Source organism: Haloferax sp. Atlit-12N (assembly GCF_003383095.1).
In the GTDB taxonomy this organism is placed as follows: domain Archaea; phylum Halobacteriota; class Halobacteria; order Halobacteriales; family Haloferacaceae; genus Haloferax.
The window spans coordinates 68,793-88,118 of sequence record NZ_PSYW01000005.1 but is presented as its reverse complement, the minus strand read 5'-3'; the positions used below and the strand labels follow the sequence as shown (position 1 = coordinate 88,118).

26 protein-coding genes and 1 tRNA gene are annotated in these 19,326 nt (G+C 66.5%); 13 read left to right on the top strand and 14 right to left on the bottom strand.

Going from position 1 to position 19,326, the window contains the following annotated elements; all coding sequences use genetic code 11:
- Window positions 1-54 precede the first annotated feature (54 nt).
- Together C5B90_RS18185 and C5B90_RS18180 are read left to right on the top strand one after the other, a co-directional pair.
- Entirely contained in the window at window positions 55-309 is a 255-nt protein-coding gene (locus C5B90_RS18185; RefSeq protein WP_058567952.1) for a hypothetical protein, read from the top strand.
- 42 nt (window positions 310-351) lie between these two features.
- On the top strand, window positions 352-804 hold the full coding sequence (locus tag C5B90_RS18180; RefSeq protein ID WP_115883365.1) for a DUF5804 family protein: 453 nt from the start codon (window positions 352-354) through the stop codon (window positions 802-804).
- A gap of 21 nt (window positions 805-825) precedes the next feature.
- Here C5B90_RS18180 and C5B90_RS18175 read toward each other — a convergent pair whose 3' ends face one another.
- Window positions 826-1,743, bottom strand: coding sequence for a PLP-dependent cysteine synthase family protein (locus C5B90_RS18175; RefSeq protein WP_115883364.1), 918 nt, complete (start codon window positions 1,741-1,743; stop codon window positions 826-828).
- Between the two features lie 146 nt (window positions 1,744-1,889).
- Between C5B90_RS18175 and C5B90_RS18170 the strand changes: the two genes are divergently transcribed.
- The gene (locus tag C5B90_RS18170; RefSeq protein ID WP_115883363.1) at window positions 1,890-2,270 is read left to right on the top strand and encodes a thioredoxin family protein; all 381 of its coding nucleotides are present in this window, start codon (window positions 1,890-1,892) and stop codon (window positions 2,268-2,270) included.
- Between the two features lie 36 nt (window positions 2,271-2,306).
- On the opposite strand, the gene C5B90_RS18165 is transcribed toward C5B90_RS18170, so the two are convergent.
- Window positions 2,307-4,418, bottom strand: a complete 2,112-nt coding sequence (locus C5B90_RS18165; RefSeq protein WP_115883362.1) for a thioredoxin domain-containing protein — start codon at window positions 4,416-4,418, stop codon at window positions 2,307-2,309.
- A gap of 177 nt (window positions 4,419-4,595) precedes the next feature.
- Here C5B90_RS18165 and purD point away from each other — a divergent pair, with 177 nt between their 5' ends.
- Window positions 4,596-5,882, top strand: a complete 1,287-nt coding sequence (purD, locus tag C5B90_RS18160; RefSeq protein WP_115883361.1) for a phosphoribosylamine--glycine ligase — start codon at window positions 4,596-4,598, stop codon at window positions 5,880-5,882.
- A gap of 90 nt (window positions 5,883-5,972) precedes the next feature.
- A complete protein-coding gene (locus tag C5B90_RS18155; protein ID WP_115883360.1) occupies window positions 5,973-6,515 on the top strand; it encodes a DapH/DapD/GlmU-related protein in 543 nt (180 codons plus the stop codon).
- 33 nt (window positions 6,516-6,548) lie between these two features.
- Here the strand turns inward: C5B90_RS18155 and C5B90_RS18150 are convergent, their stop codons facing one another.
- The 5 genes from C5B90_RS18150 to C5B90_RS18130 form a co-directional block, all read right to left on the bottom strand.
- A complete protein-coding gene (locus C5B90_RS18150; RefSeq protein ID WP_115883359.1) occupies window positions 6,549-7,580 on the bottom strand; it encodes a sensor histidine kinase in 1,032 nt (343 codons plus the stop codon).
- 122 nt (window positions 7,581-7,702) lie between these two features.
- A complete protein-coding gene (locus C5B90_RS18145) occupies window positions 7,703-8,317 on the bottom strand; it encodes a hypothetical protein (RefSeq protein ID WP_115883358.1) in 615 nt (204 codons plus the stop codon).
- A 202-nt stretch (window positions 8,318-8,519) separates the two neighbouring features.
- Complete coding sequence (locus C5B90_RS18140) at window positions 8,520-9,392, bottom strand: mechanosensitive ion channel family protein (RefSeq protein ID WP_115883357.1); 873 nt, start codon at window positions 9,390-9,392, stop codon at window positions 8,520-8,522.
- A 1-nt stretch (window position 9,393) separates the two neighbouring features.
- Window positions 9,394-10,203, bottom strand: a complete 810-nt coding sequence (dacZ, locus tag C5B90_RS18135; RefSeq protein WP_004976646.1) for a diadenylate cyclase — start codon at window positions 10,201-10,203, stop codon at window positions 9,394-9,396.
- 116 nt (window positions 10,204-10,319) lie between these two features.
- Window positions 10,320-10,682 carry a group 1 truncated hemoglobin gene (locus C5B90_RS18130; RefSeq protein ID WP_115883356.1) on the bottom strand — a complete coding sequence of 121 codons (363 nt, stop codon included), beginning with the start codon at window positions 10,680-10,682 and terminating at the stop codon, window positions 10,320-10,322.
- Window positions 10,683-10,855: 173 nt separating this feature from the next.
- Between C5B90_RS18130 and C5B90_RS21075 the strand changes: the two genes are divergently transcribed.
- A complete protein-coding gene (locus C5B90_RS21075) occupies window positions 10,856-11,311 on the top strand; it encodes a hypothetical protein (protein WP_233512121.1) in 456 nt (151 codons plus the stop codon).
- Window positions 11,312-11,638: 327 nt separating this feature from the next.
- On the opposite strand, the gene C5B90_RS18120 is transcribed toward C5B90_RS21075, so the two are convergent.
- A tRNA-Leu gene (locus C5B90_RS18120) sits at window positions 11,639-11,721 on the bottom strand.
- Between the two features lie 106 nt (window positions 11,722-11,827).
- Here C5B90_RS18120 and C5B90_RS18115 point away from each other — a divergent pair.
- On the top strand, window positions 11,828-12,136 hold the full coding sequence (locus tag C5B90_RS18115) for a transcription initiation factor IIB family protein (RefSeq protein ID WP_115883355.1): 309 nt from the start codon (window positions 11,828-11,830) through the stop codon (window positions 12,134-12,136).
- Window positions 12,137-12,147: 11 nt separating this feature from the next.
- Here the strand turns inward: C5B90_RS18115 and C5B90_RS18110 are convergent, their stop codons facing one another.
- The 6 genes from C5B90_RS18110 to C5B90_RS18085 all read right to left on the bottom strand — a co-directional run bounded on the left by C5B90_RS18110 (window position 12,148) and on the right by C5B90_RS18085 (window position 16,274).
- Window positions 12,148-12,354: a hypothetical protein gene (locus tag C5B90_RS18110; protein WP_058827794.1), complete on the bottom strand. Its 207-nt coding sequence runs from the start codon at window positions 12,352-12,354 to the stop codon at window positions 12,148-12,150.
- A gap of 29 nt (window positions 12,355-12,383) precedes the next feature.
- Window positions 12,384-12,884 (bottom strand): phosphopantetheine adenylyltransferase, encoded by a 501-nt coding sequence (locus C5B90_RS18105; RefSeq protein WP_115883354.1) that lies wholly within the window; start codon window positions 12,882-12,884, stop codon window positions 12,384-12,386.
- Between the two features lie 119 nt (window positions 12,885-13,003).
- A complete protein-coding gene (locus C5B90_RS18100) occupies window positions 13,004-13,468 on the bottom strand; it encodes a winged helix-turn-helix domain-containing protein (RefSeq protein WP_115883353.1) in 465 nt (154 codons plus the stop codon).
- 67 nt (window positions 13,469-13,535) lie between these two features.
- Window positions 13,536-14,612: a glutamate--cysteine ligase gene (locus C5B90_RS18095; RefSeq protein ID WP_115883352.1), complete on the bottom strand. Its 1,077-nt coding sequence runs from the start codon at window positions 14,610-14,612 to the stop codon at window positions 13,536-13,538.
- Between the two features lie 157 nt (window positions 14,613-14,769).
- Window positions 14,770-15,435, bottom strand: coding sequence for a fibrillarin-like rRNA/tRNA 2'-O-methyltransferase (locus C5B90_RS18090; protein ID WP_115883351.1), 666 nt, complete (start codon window positions 15,433-15,435; stop codon window positions 14,770-14,772).
- Window positions 15,432-16,274 carry an NOP5/NOP56 family protein gene (locus tag C5B90_RS18085; protein WP_115883350.1) on the bottom strand — a complete coding sequence of 281 codons (843 nt, stop codon included), beginning with the start codon at window positions 16,272-16,274 and terminating at the stop codon, window positions 15,432-15,434. Before C5B90_RS18085 ends, C5B90_RS18090 begins: the two co-directional genes overlap by 4 nt.
- A 111-nt stretch (window positions 16,275-16,385) precedes the next feature.
- On the opposite strand from C5B90_RS18085, the gene C5B90_RS21310 reads away from it, so the two are divergent.
- The 6 genes from C5B90_RS21310 to corA all read left to right on the top strand — a co-directional run bounded on the left by C5B90_RS21310 (window position 16,386) and on the right by corA (window position 19,275).
- Window positions 16,386-16,520: a rubrerythrin-like domain-containing protein gene (locus tag C5B90_RS21310; RefSeq protein WP_115804898.1), complete on the top strand. Its 135-nt coding sequence runs from the start codon at window positions 16,386-16,388 to the stop codon at window positions 16,518-16,520.
- On the top strand, window positions 16,517-16,939 hold the full coding sequence (locus C5B90_RS18075; RefSeq protein ID WP_115883349.1) for a hypothetical protein: 423 nt from the start codon (window positions 16,517-16,519) through the stop codon (window positions 16,937-16,939). Before C5B90_RS21310 ends, C5B90_RS18075 begins: the two co-directional genes overlap by 4 nt.
- Window positions 16,940-16,977: 38 nt before the next feature.
- Window positions 16,978-17,349 carry a hypothetical protein gene (locus C5B90_RS18070; RefSeq protein ID WP_115883348.1) on the top strand — a complete coding sequence of 124 codons (372 nt, stop codon included), beginning with the start codon at window positions 16,978-16,980 and terminating at the stop codon, window positions 17,347-17,349.
- 116 nt (window positions 17,350-17,465) lie between these two features.
- Window positions 17,466-18,092: a DUF6517 family protein gene (locus C5B90_RS18065; protein ID WP_199517555.1), complete on the top strand. Its 627-nt coding sequence runs from the start codon at window positions 17,466-17,468 to the stop codon at window positions 18,090-18,092.
- 47 nt (window positions 18,093-18,139) lie between these two features.
- The gene (locus C5B90_RS20945) at window positions 18,140-18,295 is read left to right on the top strand and encodes a hypothetical protein (protein WP_199517548.1); all 156 of its coding nucleotides are present in this window, start codon (window positions 18,140-18,142) and stop codon (window positions 18,293-18,295) included.
- Window positions 18,292-19,275 carry a magnesium/cobalt transporter CorA gene (gene corA / locus C5B90_RS18060; RefSeq protein WP_115883346.1) on the top strand — a complete coding sequence of 328 codons (984 nt, stop codon included), beginning with the start codon at window positions 18,292-18,294 and terminating at the stop codon, window positions 19,273-19,275. The genes C5B90_RS20945 and corA overlap by 4 nt, the downstream gene beginning before the upstream one ends.
- The last annotated feature ends 51 nt before the right edge of the window (window positions 19,276-19,326 follow it).

Sequence of the window (19,326 nt, the reverse complement as noted above, 5' to 3'; positions counted from 1 at the left end):
AATGAACAATTGCACAAAAATGGCTTTATTTACCGTGAGCGCTAGGGTTCTCTCATGTCGAAAACATCGCATCCCGGTCACGGCCACCCCGGCCCCGAGTGGCGCGTCAGCCACCGGGCGTCGCGGACCGACTGGAGCGACACCGTCGAGCGGTGCGCGGCGTGCCGCGCCCGCGTCGACATGAGCGAAGCGCACTATCAGGTCCTCCTCGAGCGGGACATCGACAAGCCCGGTAAGATAACCCTCGAGCGCGAGCGCGTCGTCTTCTGCGACGAGTCCTGCGCCGCCGAGTGGGAATCGACCGCCTGAGTACCGGAACCGCTTTACCGAGTCCGGACCCTCCCTCTCGACGTGACGCAGGTCTGTATCGTCGGCGCGGAGGACGTCCACCTCCAGTACGAACTGCTGTCGCGCGACACCGCGCGCGCGGCGCTTTCGACCTACGACATCGCAGAACCGTTCGACAACTCGCTTTCGGTCGATACGGTGAGCCTCGGCGCGGCCGTCTCGCTTCTCAACGACCTCAACTGGTATCTCGTCCGATTCGCCGACTTCTCGTTAGTCCGCGAGCCCTCCGTCTCGACCGACGAGTGGCTCTCCCGCGACCTCGCCCGACAGATTCGAGACGGGGCGGTCCAGCCGGAAGACACCGGCGACCACCTCGCCATCTACGGTGTCGAAGACGGCCGCCTCGTCGAGCCGATGTACGTGACGCGCGTCGACGGCTCGGTCCCCGACTACGACCTCAGAGATGTGGAGCGAACGCTCGTCGTCAGAGTCGCGGAAGACGAGTTCGGTCGGTGAAAACAGGCCGTCGAGCGACCGCTATTCTTGGTCGAACATCCCGGTGGACATGTAGCGCTCGCCGGAGTCCCAGAAAACCGTCACCACGAGCGGCTGGTCTCCGTCGTCCGCATCGGGATCGGCGAGTCGCTCTGCGACGCGCTTGGCCGCGAGGAGCGACGCGCCGGACGACTGGCCGACGAGGATGCCCTCCTCGCGGGCGAGGCGGCGACACTCGGTCTCGGCGTCGGCGAGTTCGACGATTTCCACGTCGTCGATGAGGTCGGTGTCGAGGTTGGGGCTGACGAAGCCCGGCCCCATCCCCTGGAAGTCGTTGTTTCCGACCTCGTGGCCCGAGAGGACGGCGCTCTCGGCGGGTTCGACGCCGACGACGCGCATCGAGGGGAACTCCTCGACGAGGCGGCGGCCGTTGCCCGAAATCGTGCCGCCGGTGCCGATACCGGCGACGAAGGCGTCGATGCGGCGGTCGCCCACCTGTTCGAGAATCTCCTCGGCGGTCGTCCGGTAGTGCGCCTCCGGATTCGCGGGGTTCTCGAACTGCCGGAGTTGGTACATGCCCTCGGCTTCGAGTTCGTCCGCACGCTCTTTCGCGGCGGAGATGTCGCCCTCGACGAGTTCGATGGTCGCCCCGTAGGCGCGCATGATTTCGCGGCGCTCGGGCGACATCGAGTCCGGCATGACGATAGTCAGGTCGTAGCCCTTCGCCGCCGCGACGACGGCGAGTCCGATACCGGTGTTCCCGGACGTGGGTTCGACGAGGTGGTCGCCCGGCGAGATGTCGCCCGCTTCCTCGGCCGCCTCGACCATCGCCAACGCGGGGCGGTCCTTCGCCGACCCGCCCGGATTCTTCGACTCTATCTTCGCCGCGACCGTCGACCCCTCGGGGGAGTCGACGCGGACCAGCGGCGACCCGATAGCGTCGAGGATACTGTCGTCCATCGACCCTCCGTTGACGGTGCGACACTAAACGACTGGCGGAGGCGGACGATACGGCCACCGTCTCGGGGCAGAGACAGCGACGAGCGCGGGCGGCGAGCCCCGCCGCGAGCGTACCCGTTAAATCCGCTCGGCCGGTACACCGGCGCATGGCCGAAGCCGAGACGCTCGAAACGATGCAACCGAACCCCGCGTGGGACGCGGCGTCCTACCCCGACGTGGTCGACACCCTCGCGGCCGCAGACTACACGTTCAAGGTCTGGGGCGGCGACTGGTGCGGCGACTGCCGCGGACAGCTCCCCGACTTCGCGGCGGCCCTCGACGCCGCCGGCGTCCCCGCCGAGCGAATCGACCACTACCCCGTCGAGAAGGCCGACGACGGCTCGAAGGTCGGCCCGCTCGTCGAGGAGTACGACATTGAACTCATCCCCACGGTCGTCGTCGAACTCGACGGCGATGAGGTCGCCCGTTTCGTCGAAGAAGAAGACGTTCCGATTGCGGTCTACCTCGCAGAGCGGCTCTCGAACTGAGCGCCGACGCCGCTTTTCTCGCAGTCGCTCCCGCCGTTACGCACCTTCGCCCGCCGTGAACCACGCCAGCGCCTCGTCGAGGTCGTGGGTCGGCGCGGAGCAGGTGAAGTTCTCGCAGGCGTAGACGGTCGGTTCGTCGTCGGCCGCTTCGCGGCCGGCCCAGATTGGCGGGGCCTCGTCAAGTCCGAGTTCGTCCAGCCACGCGTCGAGTTCCTCGTCGGTGCCGGGGCGACGGGAGACGACGAGGCCGGGGAGATACCGCGAGGCGAGCGTCTCGCGCCACTCGTCAGGCACTTCGTTGGCGGCGACGGTGAGTTCGGGGACGCCGCTGGCGGCCTTCTCGGCGGCGAGCGCGAGCGAGACGTGTTCGAGCGGACTGCCGCGGACGCGGTTGGCGAACGACCCGAGGACCGCGTCCGCGACCTCGCCGAAGTCGGCGTCCGGCGCGAACTGTTCGAGGTCCAAGAACAGCGACGTGGCGACGCCGAGGCTCGACGGCGTGGACTGGTCGGTCGGCTCCTGCGGGCGGGTGACGAGCGACTCGCCGCTCTCGGGGGTAAAGTAGAGCGTGCCCGCGTCGGCGTCGTAGAACTCGCGGCGAGTCGCCCGCGCGAGGTCGAGCGCGAACGAGAGCGGGGCGAGGTCGCCGGTCGCCTGATAGAGGTCGAACGCGCCGCGCGCGAGGAAGGCGTAGTCTTCGAGGTAGCCGTCGCCTTTCACCTCGTCGTTCATCACGCGCCGTGAGAGCGTCTCGGTCTCGTCGTCCCAGAGGCGCTCGCGCACGAAGTCGAGGGCGCGACGGGCGTCGTCAGCGAGCGAGTCGTCTTCGAGGACGACCGACCCCTGCGCGAACGCCGAAATCATCAGGCCGTTCCAGCCGGCGAGCACCTTCTCGTCGCGGGCGGGCCGTTCGCGTCCCTCACGGGCGGCGAACAGCGCTTTCCGGGCCTTTTCGAGTCGGGCTTCCACCTCGGACTCGTCGAGGTCGTACTCGTCGGCGAGTTCGGCGGTCGTCGCCGAGACGTTCAGGACGGTCGTCTTGCGCTCGAAGTTGCCGCCGGGCGTGACGCCGTAGCGGTCGCAAAAGAGGTCGGCGTCGAGTTCGGGGAGGAGGTCGCGCACGTCGTCGGGCGTCCAGACGTAGAAGGTACCCTCCTCGCCGCCGGACTGGGCGTCGAGGGTGGCGAAGAAGCCGCCGTCGTCGTGGCTGAGTTCGCGGCGGACGAACTCGAACGTCTCGGCGGCGACGGTCGCATAGGACTCGTTGCCCGTGAGTCGGGCGGCGTCGAGGTACCGCGAGGCGAGGCCGGCCTGGTCGTACAGCATCTTCTCGAAGTGCGGGACGGTCCACTCGCGGTCGACGCAGTAGCGGTGGAAGCCGCCGCCGAGATGGTCGCGGAGGCCGCCATTGGCCATCGCGTCGAGGCTCTGGCGAGCCACGTCGAGCGCCTCGCGGCGGCCGGAGACGGCGTAGCCGCGGAGCAGGGCGTCGATGCGACCGGGTTGGGGGAATTTCGGCCCGTCGCCGCCGAAGCCGCCGTGGTCGCGGTCAGCGCCGCGGAGCGCGGCCTGCACGGTCGTGTCGAGAACTTCCGAACCGGGGGCTTCGCCGGGAACGTCGGGCGTCTCCTCCAGTCGGTCGGTGATGGCGCTCGTCCACTGCTCGGCGCGGTTTTCTATCTCGTCGCGGTCGGTCCGCCACGACTCGGCGAAGCTCTCGACGAGGTCGCGGAAGCCGGGTGCGCCGCGTCGGGGTTCCGGCGGGAAGTACGTCCCGACGAAGAAGGGCTTGCCCTCGGGCGTGAGCCAGACCGAAAGCGGCCACCCGCCGCCGCCGGTGACGAGTTGGCAGATGGTCTGGTAGATGCGGTCGAGGTCGGGGCGCTCCTCGCGGTCGACCTTCACCGGGACGAAGTGCTCGTTGAGCACCTCGGCGATTCCGGGGTCCGAGAAGCTCTCGTCGGCCATGACGTGACACCAGTGGCACGCCGAGTAGCCGACCGAGAGGAAGATGGGCTTGTCCACCTCGCGGGCGGCGTCGAGCGCCGTCTCGTCCCACGGTTGCCAGTTGACCGGATTGTCGGCGTGCTGGCGGAGGTACGGGCTCTGCTCGTCGTCGAGTCGGTTGCGTCCCACCGGGTCGGACATGCGTCGAGGTCGGCGCTCCGGGAACTAAAGCGGCGTGGAGACGGCCGTCGTGGCCGGCGCGGGGTGTGGGTCGGACAGCGAATCCACCTCGTTGGCGACCGGACATAACCACAATCGTGCCTATTTCGTCGCCGATAAAGAGCAATCTTTACACTCCCGTGCGCAGGGTATGCGACCATGAGCGAGACCGTCCTTCTCGTCGGCGGCGGCGGCCGCGAGCACGCGATTGCCCGCGCGCTGGCCCCCGACTGCGACCTGTACGCCTGCGCCAGCAACCGAAACCCCGGCATCGCCGCCCTCGCCGAGGACTTCGAGACGATTTCGGAGACCGCCGCCGAGGACATCGTCGCCTACGCCGAGTCCGTCGGCGCGACGCTCGCGGTCGTCGGCCCGGAATCCGGCCTCGCGGCCGGCGTCTCTGACGCCCTCGACGACGCCGGCATCTACACGTTCGGCCCGCAGGCGGCCGAGGCGCGCATCGAGACGGACAAGGCGTTCCAGCGGCAGTTCATGCGCGACGAGGCGATTCCGGGCAACCCCGACTTCGCCACCTTCGACGACATGGAGGCCGCCTGCGACTACATCGACGACTACGACGGCGACCTCGCGGTCAAGCCCGCGGGCCTCACCGGCGGCAAGGGCGTGAAGGTCATCGGCGACCAGGTGACGCCCGAGGAGGCGAAGGCGTACCTCCTCGATTCGGACTACGAGCGCGTCGTCCTCGAAGAGCGCCTCGTCGGCGAGGAGTTCACGATTCAGGCGTTCGTCGCCAACGGCGAGTTCCGCGTCAGCCCCGCCGTGCAGGACCACAAGCGCGCCTACGAGGGCGACGAGGGGCCGAACACCGGCGGCATGGGGAGCTACACCGACGTGTCTCCCTCCCTGCCGTTCATGGCCGACGGCGACTACGAGGCCGCCGTCGAGGTCATCGAGGCCGTCGTCGAGGCGCTGCCGGACTACAAGGGCATCCTCTACGGTCAGTTCATGCTCACGACCGAGGGCCCGAAGGTCATCGAGTTCAACGCCCGCTTCGGCGACCCCGAGGCGATGAACACGCTGCCGGTCCTCGAAACGCCCTTCATCGACGTGCTCACGGCCGCCCGCGAGGGCGAGTCCCTGCCCGAACTCGACTTCGCCGAGGCCGCCACGGTCTGTAAGTACGCCGTCCCCGAGGGCTACCCGACGGACCCCGAGGCCGGCGCGGAAATCACGGTCGAAGTGGACGAGAACGCCGGCGCGCTGCTGTTCTACGCGAGCGTCGACGACCGCGAGGACGGCCTGTACACGACGACCTCCCGGTCGTTCGCCGTGGTCGGCGTCGCCGACAGCATCGCCGAGGCGGAGGAACTCGCGGAGGACGCGCTCGCCGACGCCGGCGAGGGCTTCCACATCCGCCACGACATCGGTACGGCGGCGCTCGTCCAGCGTCGCATCGACCACATGGCCGAACTCCGCGGCGAGTAGATAGTAGCCGAACCCGCGGCCCCGCGTTTCTATTTCTCTCGTCGCCCCCGCGCCGAGGGCGCTTTTACCCCCGCGGCCCAATCGACGGACGTGACCGACGACGATGCCGCACCGGCGGACGGTGACGCCCGCCGACACGACCGAATCCAGCACCACCCGACGCCCGGCCCGCGGAACTCGCTGCAGTACTGGACCGACGCCAAGCCCGTCTGGCGCGTGATGCTCAACTACGTGTTCGTCCTCGTGGCGCGCATCGCGCCGTCGCTCAAACTTCGAAACTGGGCGCTCAGACGCATCGGTGTCACCGTCGGGGCGGGCGTCTCGTGGGGGCTCGAAGCGACGCCCGACGTGTTCTGGCCGGAACTCATCACCATCGAAGACGACGCCATCATCGGCTACGATTCGGTCATTCTCTGTCACGAGTTCCTGCAAGACGAGTACCGGACCGGCGAGGTCGTCGTCGGCGAGCGCGCCATGATTGGCGCGAAGGCCACCATCCTCCCGGGCGTCCGCATCGGTGAAGGGGCGCAGGTCGCGGCGAACTCGCTCGTCACGCGCGACGTGCCCGCGGGAGAGACGGTCGCCGGCGTGCCCGCGAGGCCGATGTCCGGCGACGAGACTGACGGAGAGTAATCGGTCGTTGTCGCGTCGTCTCGCTGCCCGCGGTCAGTCGTCGACCGTGGACTGTTCCTGCAGGCGGACGCAGAAGACCGCACCGTCGCCGTCCTCGCGGTCTTCGACCCAGATGGTGCCGTTGTACGACGAGATGACGTTGTCGGCGAAAAAGAGGCTGATACCCGTGCCGTGGTGCAGTTGGTCGTACTCCTCGCGGCCGAAGATGAGGTCGCGGTGTTCCTCGGGGACGCCCGGGCCGTTGTCGGCGACGCGGACGATAACGAAGCCGCCGTCACGGTCGGCCGAGACCTCGACGCACGGCGTCTCCTTGTCGTTGTGCATGACCGCGTTTTCGAGCAGACACTCGATTGCCTCGCCGAGGAGGTCGTCGCCGATGACCTCGACCTCGGGGAACGACCCGAACTCGAACTCGGCGTCCGGGAACTCTATCATGGCGTCGACGATTTTGTTGTTCAACACCACGTCGAGACGGACCGGGTGGTTGGACACGTCGTGGGAGCGTTCGAGGTGCTCGCGGAGGTCGCGGGCGCGCTCGGACTTGTGGACGATTTCGAGGACCTTCTCCTGGACGAGGTCGAGTTCCTTCAGCGCCTGCTCGTCGTCGATTCGGCTGGCCACCTGCTGGGTGTAGCCGTAGACGATGTTGAGTTCGTTTCGGAGGTCGTGCCGGAGGAGGCGGTTGAGCACTTCTGATGCGTTCTCGTAGCGACGCTGTTTGGTCGTGTCGACGAAGAAGGCGAGAAACCCCTCCACGTCGCCGTCGACGACCATCGGGCTGGCGAACCCCTGCCCGTAGACGACCTGCTGGTCTTTCCGCCGCGCCATGAACTCCCCGGACCACGTCTCGCCGGCGATCATCTGCTCGACGATTTCGTAGTATATCTCCTCGTCGGCGGCGATGAGTCCGACCGACTCGCCGACGATGTCGTCGTAGTCGTAGCCGAGGAACTCCAACCCGGCGTCGTTAATGTCACGAAAAGCGAAATTCGTATCCGCAATCAACATGGGGATATCCGCACTTCGAAAGGCCTCGCGATACAGTTCCGGGTCGGTATCCTCCATGTTCGCTCTGCAGAGATAATTCTACCACCAATACTTATTTTCGGCGGTCGTTTCACCATCGAAAATATATCAATATGTATTCATTAACGGGTTCCGTTTATATACGGTTTATGTCCCGTTTATTACTCGTCTCTGAGGTCGAACAGCCGTTGATAATAGTGTGCAACGATATCGATCGCGGAAGAAACATCGCGCTCGGGGCTCTCTCGGGCCCACTCGTCGTGGCGGGTGACGCCGACGACGAAATACTGCGCGAGGTTGTCGACGGTTTCGTCGTCCGCCGAGGGGGCCATCCGAGAGACCTTGATGCGGTGGGCCCGCCGAGCGACGGTCTCCCAGCCGTCGACCTCCTGTCCGTGGAGTCGCCAAAAGCGGGTGTGGAGCGTCGCGTACTCCGGGTTTATGTCGAGTTCGTCACAGACGGTGCCGAGGAGTTCTCGAACGTCTCGCCACCGCGGGTCGTCGTTTATCGTGTCCGGCTCGAAGTCGTCGGGAGCGGACGAGACGAACGCTCCGGAGGGGACGTCGTGTTCGAAGCAGGCGTCGAAGTCGTCTCGGTTTTCGATTTCGTCCTGGAGAAAGAGCGCTCGCATGAACAGTTCGCCGGCGCGCTCGGCGCGCTCGGCGGGAACGTCGGGGAACTCGGCGACGAACGCCTCGGACATATGATGTACCGCACGCTCCGCGGCGGTCATCGCGGCGTCGAAGTCGCAGCTAAGAAGATGTGTCTCCCGCATATCCTGAAAGTGAAATCCTCGAAGTAGCGTCTCTGCAACCTCAAACGCTCGGGTTGAGGGGGCAGTAACGTCGAGGGTTGGGAGGTTCTCCGTCATCGTCTTCAGGGGGAGCCGATATGAGACAATCTTCGGACCACTTCTAAACTGTTATGGTAACGGTATGACAAAATTTCCGGAACCATCAGCCGTCGAGAGAGTTTACTTAGCGAACACGACCAACGCCCTTGTCGAGGACGCGGGCGTTCGGGATGACGAACTCAGTGTCCTCGGATTCGACGTGAGTGACGAACATATCGAGCTCCTGAACGACGCCGCTGACCTCGCCGACGACGATTTCGTCGCCGATGCTGTACGGTTGGGTGAAAAGGAGGTACGTCCCCGCCGCGCCCGAGCGGAGCAGGTCGCGGAACGCGACGGCGCTGAGCACGATGAGCCCCAGCATGTACGACGCGAGGAGGACGATGAGTGCGAGCGTCGCGACGCCGACCTGCGAGAGCGCGACCAGCGTGGCGAGGAAGAAGACGGTGTATTTGGCGAGCGACGGGAGGACGTTCACCTGCGGGAGTTTAACCGCGCGGAACCGCTCGGCGACGAGGAGTTCGACCTTGTCGCCGACGACGACGCCGATGATGAGGACCAAGATGGCGATGAACAGTTGCGGCAGGATGGCGATAACGAGCCCCCAGAAGCGGTCGGCGTAGTTGACCCCGGCGAACGAGAGAGCCGCGAAGACGCTGATGCCGAGGACGAAATACCGCGTCAGCCACGACAGGATTTCGACCGTCGATGTCTCGAAGTCGCGGGCGGTCCGCTCGAAGGCGGTTCCCTCGATGGCCTCGGGGACGCCGACGCTGACGAGGAGTCGATGGACGAGCGTCCCCGCGACGTACGCGAGCACCAACCCGAGAAACAGGATGGCGAGCACGCCGAGAAACCGGAGCCCGACTATCCGGACGAGGTCGTTGACGGCACCGCCGACTGTCTGGAGCGGGACGGCAGATACGGATGCGGCTGTGGACGCGGGTGCGGGACCGACCGACGAATGGACCAGGGACGCCGAAACGGGCCCCGGCATCTCAGTACGCCTCCGGGTCGATTTCGAGAATCATCTTGCCGCCTTTGAACGCCCGGACGAGTCCGTCGGACTCCGAGAGGACGATGGCGGTGGCGTTGGTGTCGCGGGTGATAGCGCCGCCGGCCATGTGGCGCGCGCCCAGCCCCTTCGGGATGTCGACGCCCTCCGCGGAGGGTTCGAGGTAGCGGTACGCCGAGACGATTTTCCCCGAGTCGGAGATGACGAACGCGCCGTCGAGCCGCGAGAACTCTTTGAGCATCACGTTGACGATGGGGTCGCCGACGTAGACGTGGGACTTCTCGAAGGGGTTGTACGAGAGCGGCCGCGACTTGTTCATCACCTTACCCGCGTCGCCGACGATGAACAGCGCGCCGACGGGTTCGCCCTTCTGCCCTTTCTTGCCCAGTTCGATGGCCACCTCGAACACGTCGCGGATGACGCCGGGGTCCGCCCGGGAGTTCGCAAAGAGGTCGTAGATGCCCGACCGCATGTTCTCGTCGACGCGAACCCGGACGAGCGAGTCGAGGTCGCCGCCGAAGACCCCGACGTTGCAGGCGATGGTGTCTCCCGCCTCGACGATACTCTGTTCCATCGCGCCCTCGACGCCGAACCGGATGCGGTCCTTGACGTTCTGGAACTGGAGGGGCAGTTCCACGAACGTCTCGGCTTCGACCGTGTTCTCCGGCGCGATAACCACCGTCGGAACGTCCGTCTCGGCGAACTGCTCGTAGTGGGAGTGACTCGGCGTGAACAGAAACAGCCCATCGACGTCCGCCACGAGGTCGCCCAATAACTCGGATAACGCCGCCATTGGTGGAGAGACACACCGGGTGAGAAAAAGGGTTGTGTCGCGTCTGACGCGTGGCGTGCGCGATTCGGCCGGTCGAAACCGGCGACTGATTCTCCCAGGAACGGGACGGACGGAACCTACTGCCCCAGAATCGGGGCTCTGAGCGCGGCGACTTCGTCGAGAATCGCATCGGCGTCTTCCGGGGCAACGCCGTTTTCGTCGAGCGCCGCCGCGAGGTGTTCGGCGATGGCGTCGAAGTCCTCACCGGAGAGGTCGAGGTGGTCGTGAGCCTCCCGCATGTCGGCCCCGTCGTACTCGACGGGACCGCCCGCGACGGCGCTGATGAACTTGACCTGATGGGCGCGCTGTTCGACCATGTCGATGTCGTCGAAGTAGTGGGCGACCGAGTCGTCGGCGAGGACGCGGTCGTAGAAGTCCGAGACGACTGCTTCGACGGCCTCGCGGCCGCCGATGCGAGCGTAGAGTGACTGCGCAGACATTCGTCAGCGAATTAGACACCACGACGGTAAGGTTTCCTCCGAACGTATGCGGGGTGTTTAAGGGTGGAGTACGGGGCCGCGGCGGAGTGAGGGGCGTCTGTTTGAATCCCCGTGTCTGGACCCCACAAGAGGTTTGACAGCCTGTTGTGACTCTGGTAGTGGGAAAGATTGAGATGAGCAATTCGGTCGCTGTCGTGCTAACGGCGCTTCTGATTATTCTCGCGGGGTGCTCGGGAATCGGTGCCCGCGACACAACGACAGCCGAAACGACGTCTCCGTCCGCGGCGACCACACCGTCTCCGACTGAGTCGACCTCGACGTCCGAGCGGACGGGAGCGCTCACCGACCGAACGCCCGAGACTCGCCTGGCACTGTATCCAGAAGCAGGGTTCACAGGGCGCGTTGCGGTCGCAGTCGGCAGTGAAGAGGTCTTCAATGAGTCGTTCTCCGACTACGGTGGAGACGGCGGTCTCGACCTGACCGACCGGTTCCAGCCGACCCGCCAGACGGTCTCCGTCGCGGTGAACGGAACGGTGCGGTGGGAGCGCCCGGTCGGTTCCACGGAGTCGTTCGAACTCACCGTCCTCGAAAACGGGACCGTTGAGGTCCGCGAGCACACGATTCGATAACGAACGCTCTTCTCCCCGGGCGACGGTCTATCTGCTGTTTTCGAACTCCCCGCTCGCCGCTGTCTCAACGCTATCACCGACGACGAATTTCAACAGACAGCGCGCGGGATAGGGTTCGAACCGGACCGAGACTCGCGGTGCTCGTCTCGTAGGGTTCGAACTCTTCTGCCACGATTTTCGTCCTCGCTCACGGCTTCGCCATTCGGGTCGCGTCGGATGGAAAAGGCGCGGGACAGGGTTCGAACCGCGGTCGCAACGCGTCGCGTTGCTCCCTGATTCGAACCCTTCTGTCGCGCAGACACGTCTCTCACGGTGTTCGAGACGGTATGCGCGGGACAGGGTTCGAACCTGCGAAGGTCTACACCACAGCGTCCTAAGCGCTGCGCCTTTGGCCACTTGGCTACCCGCGCGCAATCGGGCGACGCTCGCCCTTCGGCCTGACATTTCCCGCAACGATATATAAACGTCACGAGGGGCCGCCGCGGGGATTATGCTCCCGCGGCCGCAACGACGACCATGTACAGCGCCCGAGACCAGCGAGACAATCAGGAGTGGCTGTCCCGCATCGACGCCGCCGCCGACGGCCTCGAACTCGGCAGCGAGGCCCGCTCGTACGCCTCGGACATGTTTCTCACGCAGTTGCCCGACGAGGAGCGCTCGAAGAAGGCCGTCGCCGCCGCCAGCCTCTACGCCGGCGCGCTCATCGCCGGCGAGGAGCGCTCACAGACCGCCGTCGCCGAGTCGATGGACGTGTCGCGGCTCAGCATCCAACAGCGCTGGAAGGACCTCCTCCGAGAGGCCGGCTTCCGACCGCCGAGTTGGTGATTAGGAGGCGCTCACTCTGGGGAGTTCGACGGTGCCATCCGGCGAGTCAAGACCGCGTAGGTCACCGCAACGGCGAGGACGCCGGCGACGATACCGGCCGGAATACCGACGAACAGCGAGAAGAAAATCCACCGAGCGGCCAGTTCGGTGACGGCGATGCCGACGAGCACGGCGGCGACGACGCCGACGGCGAAGCTGGCGAACAACGGGTGTCGCATGGGCGGCGATACGACCGTGAGCGTGAAAACTATTCGTCGCTCGGGGGTGTCCGACCGCGACCCTCGCGGTCGGGCGTGAGGTTGCCGTGGCGGTCTATCTCCCCTGAGACGATACGGGTCGAGGAGATACGCTCGCCGTCTTCGGCGGGAATGTGCTCGACAACCTCGATACGGAGGGGTTTGAGGCCTTTCTCTTCGCGAATCTCGTTGACGCGCTCGCCGCCGCCCCGCGTCTCGGGCGAGACGATGAGGACATCGAAGCCTTCCTCGGTCGCGATGCCGGTCGGTTTGTCGAGTTCGCGGACCTCGAACTCGCGGTCGTACTCCTCGGCGAGCGGTCGGAGTTCGGCTTCGAGGTCGGCCTTGCGGTCGTCGAAGGGCCGGACGTAGCGGTCGACGTGTCGCGTCTTCGGCGCGAGTTCGTCGCTCGTGAGTCCGACCGTGACATCACCCAATTCGAACGCCCGCTCGAACAGCGCGAGGTGTCCATCGTGGACAGGGTCGAACGTCCCGCCCAGCGCGACGTGCATACTCTCGCGGTGGGTGCGGCGCGACTTAAGCGGGTCGGGTTAGCCTAACCGACCAACACCCGCGGAGCGAAGGCTCCCGAAATCGGGCGAGTCACCGCAGAAGCCGGCAGACCGCGGAGCTACTCCTCGTGGACCGTAATCGTGACCGGTTCGGTCTCGTCGGTGCGGTCGGTGCCGAGGTGTCGGTCGAGGTTGAACACGGCGTTCAACTGCTCTTGCACCTGCCCGGAGACGCCCTTCACGAGGTCGCTCGGCGCGATTGCGACGTACTCGTAGGGGTTGTTTCCCGCGCCGGAACTCTTCCGCTTGCGGCGCTCGACCGTCTCGTCGTCGGTGAGTTCGGCCAGCGCCTCCCGAACCGTACTGGGGTAGAGGCCGGTCCCCTCGGCGACTTCCTCACTCGTCGAGTGGGGGTGCTGTCGGAGGTAGACGTAGATTCGCGCGCGGGTCTCTGTGTCGAGAATCCACGCGAGCAGGTCCACCAACCCATCGTCGAACTCGGAGACGGCGCAGTCGGCCGCGCCACCCGAGTGTTCTTCGTCCGTCGACTCCGCGCTCCCCTCTGTGCTCTGGTCCGCAGACATTTGTGCTACGGCAAAGGTCAAAACTGGGGCGCTAAAAAATGTTTCCTGTCGGTCGTCGGCGTGCGACTCAGTCCAGCGTCAAGTGTTCGCACAGGGCGTCGAGCCCGGACTTCTCGTGAATCCGTCGCTGGACGGCGGTGCCGGGTTCGGCGTCGAGAAGCGACCGGAGGCCGTCGACGCCGAGGCGGTCGGACTCGCTTTCGACGAACGATTCGAGGCTCACGACGCCCTCGGAATCGGGAGCGATGAAGTCGGTGTCTCGGCCGTAGCGGGTCGCGCGCCACTTGTTCTCGTCGAGGAGTTCCCGGCGGACCGTCGTTCCCGATTCACCGGACTCGTAGCGGTCGGCGAGGTCCAACACGAGCGCGTGGACGTACTCGACGAAGTCGGCGACGCGTTCGGGGTCGGTCTGGGCGTCGGGGGTGCGGATTTCGACCGTCCCGTGGCCTGTGTGGGGGCGCACGTCGTACCAGAGTTCGCCCCGGTCGTCTATCGAGCCGTACTCGACCATCCGGCGCTCGAAGCGCTGGAAGTCCTCGAAGTCGTCGAAGGCGGTCGGCATGCCGGTGTTCGGGAGGTTCTCGAACACCTTGGCGCGGGCCGAGGCGAGGCCGGTGTCGAAGCCGTTCCAGAAGGGAGAGTTCGCAGAGAGCGCGAGCAGGGGCGCGAGATACCAGCGGAGTTCGTTGGCGACCCAGACGGCCTTGTCCGCGTCGTCGACGCCGACGTGGACGTGGAGGCCGGCGGTCGTGTTCCGATGTTGTGGGTACTGAATTCGGTCGAGCTGCGCCTGATACCGGGGCTTCGTCGCGTGGTCGAGTTCGCGCCACTTGGCGGCGGGGTGGAGCCCGGCCGCGGCGATGCGGTAGCCGTGGTCCGCGGCGTGGTCGACGAGCGCCTCGCGGACCGTCTCGACGGCCGCGCCGGCCTCGTCGGGGTCCTCGATGAGCGGCGTCTGCGTCTCGATAGTGAATTTGAACAACTCGTGGTCGAGCCGTCCGGCGAGCGGTTCGGGAGGCTCCGGTCCGTAGACTAAGTCGTCGATACCCGAGGTGGGGCGGCCGTCGGCATCGACGATATAGAATTCCTCTTCGACGCCGAGCGTCCCCATTCGGTCGAAGGCGTCCGCCGACCCTAGTTCCATCGCAACGGCGTAAGTTGCGCCGAATTAAAAACACCGTGGGAGCCGGCGAACGCGTCGCACGACCGCGGGCAAGCGAATCGGGCGATAATGACGGGCGAAAATCAGGTCTCTCGGAACGGTCGTCAGACGGAGCGATGACGGAACCGCCGCCGCCCGTCTACTTCGGCCGGGCGACGATACCGAGGTGGTCCGCGTGGAAGCGGTCGAGACGGGCTGTGTCGATGATTTCGTAGGCCGAGTCGAGTTCGGCGACCACGTCGTCGAACACGTCGTCCGGCTCGGCGGTCACGTCCTCGCTCCGCGCCTTGACGGCCATCAGGAGCCGACCGTCGTCCGCGAGGAACTGTCGGTTGCGGACAGCGACGGTCGCCTGCCCGCGGGTCGCCACGTCCATGACGAGGCAATCGATGCCGGATTCGACCACGTGCGCGTAGGATTCGGGGTCGCGCGCGTCCTTCAAGAGCGGAAAGAGATTGTCGCGGTCCTCGGCGACGCCGACGAGGTCGCGGACGGGGCGCGGCGCGAACTCCACGGCGTAGGTCGGCCCGGCGAAGTCGGCGACGTGCGAGACGGTGGTCCCCGAGGCGGCCCCGAGGTAGAGGACCGACTCGCCGCCGACGAGGCCGGTGTCCATGCCGAGTTCGAGCATCGCGCCGAGCTTCGAGCGCCCGGCGTCCCACGCGCGCCAGCCGTCGGAATCGACGGGTTCGCCGTAGACCTGCGCGCCCCGCGTCGAGAGGCGCTGTCGGCCGCCGAACGGCCGGCGTTCGACGCCTTCGGGAAGGTCGACATCGGCGTCGGCTGCGGAGCTATCGTCGCTCATTCGTCGGCCCCCTCGTCGGCGCGGGCGCGAATCGTCTCCATCCGGTCGGCGAGTTCGGTGTGTAGGTCCGACCGATAGTCGCCCGAGTAGTGGTCGATGCGTGCGGCGATAGAGAGCTTCCCGGCGAGCGCGCGGGCGGCCGACCCGCGGTCCTGCGGGCGCGTCCCGCGGACGAACTCGTGGGTGAAGATGACGCCGTGTTTGGGTGACGTGGCGCGACCCTTCAGGTGCGCGAACAGGGCGTCTTCTGCCCCGAGCACTTGGACCGTTCCGCTCGGCTTCTTGGCGAGGCTTTCGAGGCCACCAGCAAGCGCGATGAGCCGCGCCGCGAGGACCGGACCGGCCATCTCGGCGAGGTTCGGCGCGGCCGTGGGCGCGCGCTCCTCGATGAACGCCCGGAGGTCGTCGCGTTCGTCGAGCAGGTCCACCGCGCGGGTGGCGTAGGAGACGACGCGTTCTTCGGCTGCAGTCTTGGGGTTTCGTTCGGCGATGTCGCGGACGCCGTCGAGGCCGCGCGGGACGTCCTCGTAGAGCGTGCCGGCCCACTCGACGACCCGCTCGGCGAGTTCGTTCGCGGTCCGTTCGGCGTCGTCCATCGCGCGCACCGCGTGGGCGAGTTGCACGTCGTCGGAGCGCTCGCGCTCTGCGACGGCCTCGCTGGCGGCGGCGAGCGTCGCAGAGCGGAGTTTGGCGTAGTAGTCGGTCTCGTCGGCGGCGAACCCGGTATCGACGGCCTCGGCCGGCCAGTCGGCGGGGGCGGAGGCGCGGCCCGTTCGGACTCGCGTCGCCCCGGATTCGGGGTCGTCGGGGTCCGCGCCGGCGAACCATGCGTCTGTCATACTGGCGGATTGCGCCCCGTTCGGGTAAAAGGACACGGACCCGCGGGCGCGATTCCCCGCTCGTGGTTTCTGTGGTAAGTTTTAACACACCATGTCTCGTACGAATGTTCGATGGAACGCGCTTCGTACGTCTGTCGTGAGTGTCAAACGACCGTGAGCGCCGCGTCGTACCGTTCGACCTGCCCCGAGTGCAGCGGCGAACTGCGGCCCACGTCGGTAACGAGTCGCCGACGCGCCGGAGATTGAACGACGCGCGCGGGTCGTCCGACCCGAGCGCCGTCCGCTCGCTCGCAGTCACGACCGACGACCTCGTGACCGCCCTCGAGGCGAACCGCCGGGGCGACGACCCCGTCGTCCTCCGCGTCACCCCGCCGTTCTACGGGCGGATGCGAGCGCGAATTCACCGAACCGGCGGCGAGGCCTCGGACTACGCCGACCCCGAGCCGATACACCTCGACCCGCGGGTCTTCGTCGCCGACGACGCCCCCGCGTACCCCGAACCCGACGAGACGCGTCCGGAGCCCTACGAGGTCGAAGCGCACCACGAGCACCACACGAAGGCGGTCCGAGCGTGGCGCTCGGCGGTCCGCGACCACCTCCGCGAGGCCGTCGCGCTCCCGACGGACGACGGCCCACACGAGGTCGAAGTCAAGTACCTCGGCTGAGCGAACCACTTTTTCCGCGGGGGGCACACCGTAGCGACATGAGCACCGACGAGTACCGCCGCGGGACGGCGGTCGAGCGCGAGCGGCAGCAGAAACAGCGCCCGGCGCGCGGCCGCTACCGCGGGGTACTGCCGGTCATCTACGCCATCGGGTTCGTCATGTTCACCGGGGTCTCCCTGTACATCGGGCCCGAGCCGGCGTTCGCGGTGTACCTCGTCACGCACGTCTTCTACGCGGGACTGATTCGCGCCGATATCAAGTCGCTCCGTGGGCAAGGCATCAACTGGGGCGCGTCGCGGCACCTCTGGTTCGGCGCGGCGTTCGCGCTCCCGTTCGTCGCGCCCGCCTACTACCTCTACAGCGGCCGCGTGCTTCGCCGCGAAAACGAGTCGCGGAACCTCGACGACTGAGGCGAAAACCGCGGACCGCTCGGAGAGTCGCGCAGAGTCGGTCGCCGCCGCGGCCACCGAACTTATACCCGGCGAGGGAAAATGGCGGGGCAATGACTTCCAGACGCGTAGTCGCGGTGCTCGCGCTCGCCGCGCTCGTGCTCACGAGCGGCTGTATTGGCTTTCTGACGGGCGAGGAGACCCTGACGTTCGAGTCGGAGCCGGCCACGACGGACGCGACCGTCGCCGAGAACGCCGGCTACGAGACGAACGGGACCGAGACGTTCGCGGTGAACCGCACGCTCTCGTTCGGCGGACAGGAGCGCCAAATCGCCGCCAGTAACCACATCACGACGTACGAGAAGACGCTGGACCTCGGCTTCTTCGGCGAGGCCAAACTCGGCTCGTTCAGCGTCATCTCGACGCCCGCGGTCGAGGTTGCGGGCCAGCCGCGGAACCCCATCGGCGACTACTCGAACGACGATCTCATCCGCCTCGTCGACAACCAGTATCAGGGCCTCAGCGACGTTGAACCCGTCAGCTCTCGCAACGTCCAGATGCTCGGGCAGACCACCAACGTCACGAAGTACAGCGCCACCGCCCGGTTCGGCGGCCAAGAAGTCGACGTGTACGTCCACGTGACGAAGGTCCAGCACAACGAGGACTTCGTCATCGCAATCGGGCTGTACCCCCAACAGCTCGACGGCGAGGAGGAGAACGTCCTCGAACTGATTCGCTCGGTCGAACATCCGTCTGAAGCGTAAGCCGCTTCGGGGGAGCCTTTTTCTCGTCGCCGCGGGTCGATGGTTCCATGACTCGCGTACGAACCGCAGGTATCGCGGTGACGGCGCTCGGCGTCGTCGGCTACGGCGTCGGGGTGTTCGTCTCCTATCCGGGGCGGGCGTTCTCGGTGACGGCCGTCATGGTCGGCATCACGCTCTGGGCCATCGGGGGTGACGTGCGGTGATTTCGGCGCTCGTCTACGGCGACGACGGCGTGTCGGCCTACGAAGAGACCGCGTTGGACGCGGCGCGCGACGCCGAGGGGACCACGTGGGTTCGTGCGACCGCCGCGGAGGAGTTCGAGCGCGTCGCCGAGGCGTTCGGCGTCCACCCGCTTTCGGTCGAGGACGTTCGGAACGACGCCCGTCCGAAGGCCGAGGAGTACGACGAGTACACGTTCGTCGTCGTCCGGGTGGCGACGCTCCGCGCCGGCGAACAGGTGTTCGAAGAGGAGGTCCAGACCAGACCCGTGGGACTCTGCTTCGGCGACGACTGGCTCGTGACGCTGACGCGCCGGGAGTTGGAGCCGATAAACTACGTGTGGAACGCCATCGAGCGGGAAGAGCCGCGGATGCTCCGGTTCGGCCCGGATTTCGTGGCCTACCGCGTCATCGACCGCATCGTCGACGAGTACTTCGGGCTGTTGGACGAGGTCGGCGAGGAGATCGAACTCATCGAGGACAGCATCTTCGAAGGGCCCGACCCGGAGGTGCTCGAAGGGCTGAACGCCGTTCGACGCGACCTGCTGTCGTTCCGGAAAACAGTGTGGCCGACCCGCGAGGCCGTCGGCGTGCTCGCCCGCGGTGACCCCGACTACGTCCGCGAGACGACGGAGAAGTACTACCGCGACGTGTACGACCACCTCGTCGAGTTGGTCGACCTGACCGAGACGTACCGCGACCTCGCGCGCGGCGCGCGTGACATCTACCTCAACACCCTCTCGCAGTCGACGAACGAGGTGATGAAGACGCTCACCGTCGTCGCGACCATCATCCTCCCGCTCACGCTCGTCGTCGGCGTCTACGGCATGAACTTCGACCCCGGCGCGTCGGCGTTCAACATGCCCGAACTCGGGTGGGCCTACGGCTACCCGGCGACGATGCTCGGGATGGCGCTCGTCTCCGTGGTCCTCCTCGTCTACTTCCGACGGGAGAACTGGCTCTGAACGACGAAAGAGATATACTACCCGATTAATCACGTCTGACGCTCGGTTCTC

Coding starts and splice junctions, on each gene's coding strand:
- C5B90_RS18090 (WP_115883351.1), bottom strand. CDS start 15,435: ATGAGCGACGATAGCTCCGCAGCCGACGCCGATGTCGACCTTCCCGAA.
- C5B90_RS18165 (WP_115883362.1), bottom strand. CDS start 4,418: ATGTCCGACCCGGTGGGACGCAACCGACTCGACGACGAGCAGAGCCCG.
- C5B90_RS18085 (WP_115883350.1), bottom strand. CDS start 16,274: ATGACAGACGCATGGTTCGCCGGCGCGGACCCCGACGACCCCGAATCC.
- C5B90_RS18110 (WP_058827794.1), bottom strand. CDS start 12,354: ATGCGACACCCGTTGTTCGCCAGCTTCGCCGTCGGCGTCGTCGCCGCC.
- C5B90_RS18070 (WP_115883348.1), top strand. CDS start 16,978: ATGAGCACCGACGAGTACCGCCGCGGGACGGCGGTCGAGCGCGAGCGG.
- C5B90_RS18115 (WP_115883355.1), top strand. CDS start 11,828: ATGTACAGCGCCCGAGACCAGCGAGACAATCAGGAGTGGCTGTCCCGC.
- C5B90_RS20945 (WP_199517548.1), top strand. CDS start 18,140: ATGACTCGCGTACGAACCGCAGGTATCGCGGTGACGGCGCTCGGCGTC.
- C5B90_RS18130 (WP_115883356.1), bottom strand. CDS start 10,682: ATGTCTGCGCAGTCACTCTACGCTCGCATCGGCGGCCGCGAGGCCGTC.
- C5B90_RS18140 (WP_115883357.1), bottom strand. CDS start 9,392: ATGCCGGGGCCCGTTTCGGCGTCCCTGGTCCATTCGTCGGTCGGTCCC.
- C5B90_RS18105 (WP_115883354.1), bottom strand. CDS start 12,884: ATGCACGTCGCGCTGGGCGGGACGTTCGACCCTGTCCACGATGGACAC.
- C5B90_RS18185 (WP_058567952.1), top strand. CDS start 55: ATGTCGAAAACATCGCATCCCGGTCACGGCCACCCCGGCCCCGAGTGG.
- C5B90_RS18170 (WP_115883363.1), top strand. CDS start 1,890: ATGGCCGAAGCCGAGACGCTCGAAACGATGCAACCGAACCCCGCGTGG.
- C5B90_RS18175 (WP_115883364.1), bottom strand. CDS start 1,743: ATGGACGACAGTATCCTCGACGCTATCGGGTCGCCGCTGGTCCGCGTC.
- C5B90_RS18150 (WP_115883359.1), bottom strand. CDS start 7,580: ATGGAGGATACCGACCCGGAACTGTATCGCGAGGCCTTTCGAAGTGCG.
- purD (WP_115883361.1), top strand. CDS start 4,596: ATGAGCGAGACCGTCCTTCTCGTCGGCGGCGGCGGCCGCGAGCACGCG.
- C5B90_RS18100 (WP_115883353.1), bottom strand. CDS start 13,468: ATGTCTGCGGACCAGAGCACAGAGGGGAGCGCGGAGTCGACGGACGAA.
- dacZ (WP_004976646.1), bottom strand. CDS start 10,203: ATGGCGGCGTTATCCGAGTTATTGGGCGACCTCGTGGCGGACGTCGAT.
- C5B90_RS18095 (WP_115883352.1), bottom strand. CDS start 14,612: ATGGAACTAGGGTCGGCGGACGCCTTCGACCGAATGGGGACGCTCGGC.
- C5B90_RS21075 (WP_233512121.1), top strand. CDS start 10,856: ATGAGCAATTCGGTCGCTGTCGTGCTAACGGCGCTTCTGATTATTCTC.
- C5B90_RS18145 (WP_115883358.1), bottom strand. CDS start 8,317: ATGCGGGAGACACATCTTCTTAGCTGCGACTTCGACGCCGCGATGACC.
- C5B90_RS21310 (WP_115804898.1), top strand. CDS start 16,386: ATGGAACGCGCTTCGTACGTCTGTCGTGAGTGTCAAACGACCGTGAGC.